This is a genomic window from Patescibacteria group bacterium, assembly GCA_028716665.1.
In the GTDB taxonomy this organism is placed as follows: Bacteria; Patescibacteriota; Patescibacteriia; order UBA2591; family JAQUPP01; genus JAQUPP01.
The window spans coordinates 634,231-640,230 of record JAQUPP010000001.1 but is presented as its reverse complement, the minus strand read 5'-3'; the positions used below and the strand labels follow the sequence as shown (position 1 = coordinate 640,230).

Genomic DNA, 6,000 nt, shown 5'->3' with positions numbered 1-6,000 from the left:
CATATAGGATTATATTATAGTAAATCTACATTTATTTCAATAGACCGAGGATTTATTTATATCAATAAATCCTTTTAAAATAAGGTTAAATCAGGCAATGGAGTTATCCCCAGTCAAGAGTAAAATTAAGTTGATTTTTGGTCATTTTTTCTATATAATTATAGTATAATCAATTGTATAGATTGAATGAGAGGGGATGAATCTTAAGAAAAAAATTTTAAAACAAATTTTATTTTACTTCTATAGAGAGGGGAGAATTCTATTATCTAAATTTCTAAAAGAATTTAGATTTTTTTATTTAATTCATATAAAAAGAGATAAATCGTGCAGAAAGATTTGTTCTAATTGGTACGAAATAAAAATTCCAGCTCAAGGCTGGTCCGCCTCGGGTGGAAAAAAACAACCCCGACACCAAAGGATCGGGACTCCAACTGAAGCGTCGGAGAAATTAAATTGGAAAGAAAAATATTTTGATTTGCAAAAACAATTTTTTATTTTAGAAAAAAAATTCCGCCAACAATATTTCAAGTTTGGAACAACTCGGGCCGTGGCGGTTTTTTTATGTATCGCGTTAATTATCACCGCGGGTTGGCAAATGATTTGGAATATGTCGCGCGCTGCCGGCGCTGCGGCTTGGGATTTTTCTAATTCTGCGAATTATACCGCCGCTGCTAATGTTGAGGTTGATGCTTCCGATAATAACATGGCTCGCTTGAAACAAAATTATATACCCGGAACAAATTGGATCGCCACTGATGGAGATGATTATGATTGGACCTATCGTCACGAAGTTACAATTGACAACAGCGCATTGGAATATGATTCTTCCAATGTTCAATTAAAAATAACATTAAGTTCCACTAATTTTGATTTTTCCATTCCTGATTCGCAGGGCAGTGATATTAGATTTACCGGATCTTTAGCCAGAACAAATTATGCAACTGAACAAGAAAGATTAAACGCGCAAGCAACAAATGAAATTTCATATTACAAAGAATCATATGATCAATCCGCGAAGACTGCGGTTTTTTGGGTTAATCTCCCCAATATTTATTCTTTCTGGGGCGTGGCCACGGAAAATTCAGGCACTGATAATAAATTGAAAGTTGATGACGTTTCCGGTTTTCCTGATCCGGCTGATTTTCCAAGCGGAGAAATACCGGTCACGGTTCGCGATACAACAAATTCCGAAACAAATTACATTACCGCCATTGATGGTGACACTAAAGAATTAACTTTCAAAAATAATTTCAGCGTCAGTTTTTTAACTGCATTAACCGCTCAAGTCAGATATATTGAAGACGAACAAGTTTATTTATATTATGGAAATTCCAATGCCATTGTTTCAACCAGCAGTCAAAGCAATACTTTTACAACCACTGATACGCCGGAAGCAAATTTGGTCGGTTATTGGAAATTTGACGATGGTTCAATAACTACGACTCATGATTTTTCCGGTGAGGGTAATACCGGTACTGTGACTTCAGGTTTAAGTTTGAGAGATGGTCCGGTTGGGCCGGCTATGTCCTTCTTAAGCAGTAAAAATATCAGCGTTCCTTCAAGTTCTGAATTAAGTCCGACTGACGCGGTTAGTGTGGAATTTTGGATTTATCCAACCGGTCGTTATTCAGATTGGGGAAATATTATTTATAAATCGAGCAGTTATGTTGTTAGTTGGGAAGGTTGGAACGCAAGAATGAGATGGACAGTGGGTGGTTGCGGTGGAGGTTGGGCTGGCGGTGGTGTTCCTACTCTAAGCTATAATACCTGGACTCATGTAGTGGCTACTTATGATAAAAATTTAGGCAGTAATCAGATGAATATGTATTTTAACGGGGTGGTAGGAGAAACTTTAACTTGTACCGGGAGTATCACGGCTAATTCAAATCCTCTTGTAATGATTACTGATTCTAGTGTTTCTGCGACTAAGCCAAACGGATTGGATGAGGTGAGAGTTTATAACAAAGCTTTAAGTCAAGGAGAGGTTACGGCTCATTATAATTTGGGACGAGCCACTCCTCCAATATTAACTGTTCAATCATCTCAATCTCTTTATCCTTCAATTTGGCAATATCAGCGTGCAATTACAATCAATAACAGCACCGGCGGAGCTTTAACTAATTATCAAGTTTCAGTTAGTTTAACTGCTTTAAATTTTGATTTTTCTCACGCCAATTCAAATGGTTCAGATATCAGATTTACTGATTCAGATGCTGATACAGAGCTTGATTATTGGATTGAATCTTATGATTCTGCGGCTCAAACAGCTACAATTTGGGTTGAAGTGCCTTCTATTTCCGCTTCTTCAACAAAAACAATTTATATGTATCATGGCAATAGAGGAGCGGGTGTGGCGAGTAACAGAAGCGATACTATGGTTGTGTTGAATTTTGAGAATGAAACAGTTGGCCAATCGGCGAGTAATTTTGTCAATTATAACGGAGGAACCAATGTTATTAAAGGAGGCAAAATTGTAGAAAATTATGGCCACACATCCGGTTATTCTTATTATAATGGAGGACAGTATTCTGATTTTGTTTATGAAAATAGATTTGTTTTAACTTCTGATCGTGGTGGCGGCGCTACTTTTAGAGCAAGCGGCAATAATCTTTATTTTTTAGATTATTATACTAGTGGCAGTACGGTGGATTTATACAAAGTGGTTAATGGTTCAAGGACATCAATTGCCAGTGCTTCTGTCACTGTTGCGGCCGGAACTTGGTATGATTCTAAAGTTATTTGCGCCGGCAATTCAATTAAGGTTTACCATAATGGAGTTTTAAAAATTGATATAACTGACAATACTTACTCTACAGGGTATGTCGGTATGGGAGCTAATGTTTATGGACGCACAATGCAATATGATGATTTCATTATTCGTAATTATTCTCCAACTGATCCTGTATCTACTGTCGGTTCCGAAACCGCTGTTGCTTGGCCTTCTACTGAAGTCGCCAAATTAATCGTTAATAATAACACAGGCCAGCCTTATGTCAGCCTTTCTTCCTTTGCCCAAACTCTTGGCGTAGATAATGCCGGCAGCGTTAAATATCAGATTTCCAACAATGACACAGATTGGTATTGGTACAATTCAGGTTCAGGAGATTGGGAAGTCGCTTCAGGTTTGCTTCAGACAAATACTGCCGCTGATGTTAACACTAATATTTCCACTTTTGCCAGCGATATTCATCCCGGCGAAATCGGCACTTTCTATTTCAAATCCTTCTTCGTTTCCGATGGCACGCAAAAAGTGGAGCTTGATTCAATTGATTTGGGATATATTTACGATACTTTGCCTCCAACCGATCCTGTTGCCGCAACCGGATATTCCGACAATGGCAAGGCTACCCCTATTGTCACAAATTCTTGGTACAATCATACCAAACCATATTTTGAATTTGGCGCCGCCACTGATCAAGCTGATACGGGCAATGGCGAACAAGCCACTGGCGTGGCCGGTTATTGGGTTTACTTTGGCACTACTTCCACCGCTGATCCCGAAGTTTCCGGAACTTGGATTAACGGCAATACTGATCTGTTGAGAGTTTACGAATCACCGACTTTAACCGCGACCGGCACTTACTATTTCAGAATCAAGTCGAAAGATAATGCCAATAACGAATCAGATCCTTCCACAATTTTCACTTACAAATTTGACACCACCATGCCTGTCACTCCGACCTTTATCGCTGTCTCTCCTCAAGGTTATGCCGCCACTGATTCATTCACTTTTATTTGGCAAGAGGCGACTGACGCCAACTCGGGATTTAACGGTTATTGCTACAAAACCGGCGTGACAGCTGAACAAAATGCCACTTTGTATACTGCCTTCCACTCTGATTCCCGCTGCAACAACGACGGTAAGTTTATCACCAACACTTCCATTACCACCATTCAAGATCCTGATTTGATTCATTATCAAAATGGTTCAAATATTTTCTACATCACAGCCAAAGACAATGCCGGAAACTTTTCGTATCCGGCCACGGCTTTGTACTATTTCTCCGGTTCAGCGCCCGGACCGATTCAAAATTTGAGCGTTGACAATGCTTCTTCAACCACTAACGCATTCACCTTTACTTGGGATCCTCCGGCCAGTTTTACCGGCAACATTGAAGGTTACTATTATTCCATTAATCAGGAACCGAATGTTTCAAATTCAGTTTGGCTTGGCAACGCCACTTCCACCGGCGCGATCACAGCCGCGACCATGCAAGGAACAAATACTTTTTACGTCGTGGCCAAAGATGACGCAAGCAATATTGATTGGGATTCTTGGGATCCGCAGGGAAAAGTTGAATTCTCCTGCACCACGCCGGGTTTGAATTCGCCGACTCAAGTCAGACTGACCGACGCTTCCATTGAATACGATGATATCTACACCTTAACCCTAACCTGGAACCCGATTGATTTAGACGATGTGACTTCAACTTTTTCTTCATATGATATTTATCGATCCACTGATGGTATCACTTTTACTCGCCGCGCTTCTTTGAGCGATGCCAATCAGGACTATTTCTCAGACACCAATCTTAATCCGGACATAACATATTGGTATTACATTGTTTCCGTTGACAACGCGGCCAAAGAATCACCCCCGAGCTATACCGATCCGACCAGTTATCAACCGGCCTCGGAAGATGACACGGCGCCTGTTTTAACCGGCGGCACTCCGGTTGTCACTTCTCATGACGGTTATGCTTTATTCACTTGGTCCACTGACGAACCTTCTGATTCTCACGTCGAATATGGAACCAGCTCAGGCATATACACCGCTATTCAAGGCAATGACACTCAAACTTCTTCTCATATTGTTAATCTCTACGGACTTAATTCTTTAACCACTTACTATTATCGCATTCATTCCAAAGACGCAGCCGGCAACCCCCTTATCTCCTCAGAATATTCTTTTACCTATTGGCCGCCTGAAGTTGACACCAATCCTGAAATCTCAGGAGAACAAACTCAATCTCCGTCAGCGGTCGGCACTGAAGCGACAATCACTTGGACCACTGACAAATATGCCACCAGCCAAGTATATTACGGCACTGTTCATGCCGATTCTTGCGCAACTTTATCTGATCATACAACCGAAGACACTGTTTTGAATAAATCCCATATGGTTCAATTAAGAGATCTTCCTTACGAAACCACATATTACTATTGCACTCGTTCCAAAGACACCTATGATCATGTCACTTGGGGAATAATGAATACTTTCACCACGGAAGAAGAACCGACGCCGACTGACACCACTGCCCCGGTTATTTCCGCCGTCAATTCATATCCGACCGAAACGCTTTGCACCATAATTTGGACCACTGATGATTCCGCCACTTCTCAAATTGAATATGGTTTAACCGATGCTTACGGAACTTCAAGCGATTTGGATTCAACCTTAACCGCCAAACACGTGGTTCGCTTGACGGACTTGACCACGGAACAAGTCTATCATTATCGAATCAAATCAAAAAATGCGGCTGATCTTGAAACCGTCAGCCAGGACTATACTTTTACGCCTCAATATGTTTCTCAGGAAATCAGAGTGATCTCAGGAGGAGGAGGCAGCACAGCAATATTAATAGATGAAACTGCGCCTATAATCAGTAATATTTTAACTTCTAATATTACTGAAAATTCAGCCACCATCAGTTGGGCAACCAATGAAAAAGCAAACAGTTTAGTAGATTATGGTTTGACTTCAACTTATACTGACACTCAATATGTTGGTTTGTCATCTTTTGTAACTTCTCATCAAGTTACTCTTTCTGATTTAACAAAGAATACCGTCTATCATTATCAAAGTCCTATCTCAAGATGCTTCAGGCAATCTCAAACAAAGCGCTGATGCCGTCTTCACCACTTTAAGTGTACCGGGCGAAACCACTCCGACTCCGGAAACTACGCCTGAAACTCCTGTCACTCCGGAAACACCGGTTCAACCCGAAAAACCGACTCCAATTCCTGTTACTCCTGTCACCGCCATAGATCAGAACTTTG

1 protein-coding gene is annotated in these 6,000 nt (G+C 40.7%); it reads left to right on the top strand.

Features of this window, described 5'->3' with window-relative positions:
- Window positions 1–196 precede the first annotated feature (196 nt).
- Complete coding sequence (locus PHF10_03030; protein MDD5534704.1) at window positions 197–5,848, top strand: DUF2341 domain-containing protein; 5,652 nt, start codon at window positions 197–199, stop codon at window positions 5,846–5,848.
- Window positions 5,849–6,000 lie beyond the last annotated feature (152 nt).

Excerpts from the sequence above, each read along its gene's own strand:
- PHF10_03030 (MDD5534704.1), top strand. The coding sequence starts at position 197 with ATGAATCTTAAGAAAAAAATTTTAAAACAAATTTTATTTTACTTCTAT.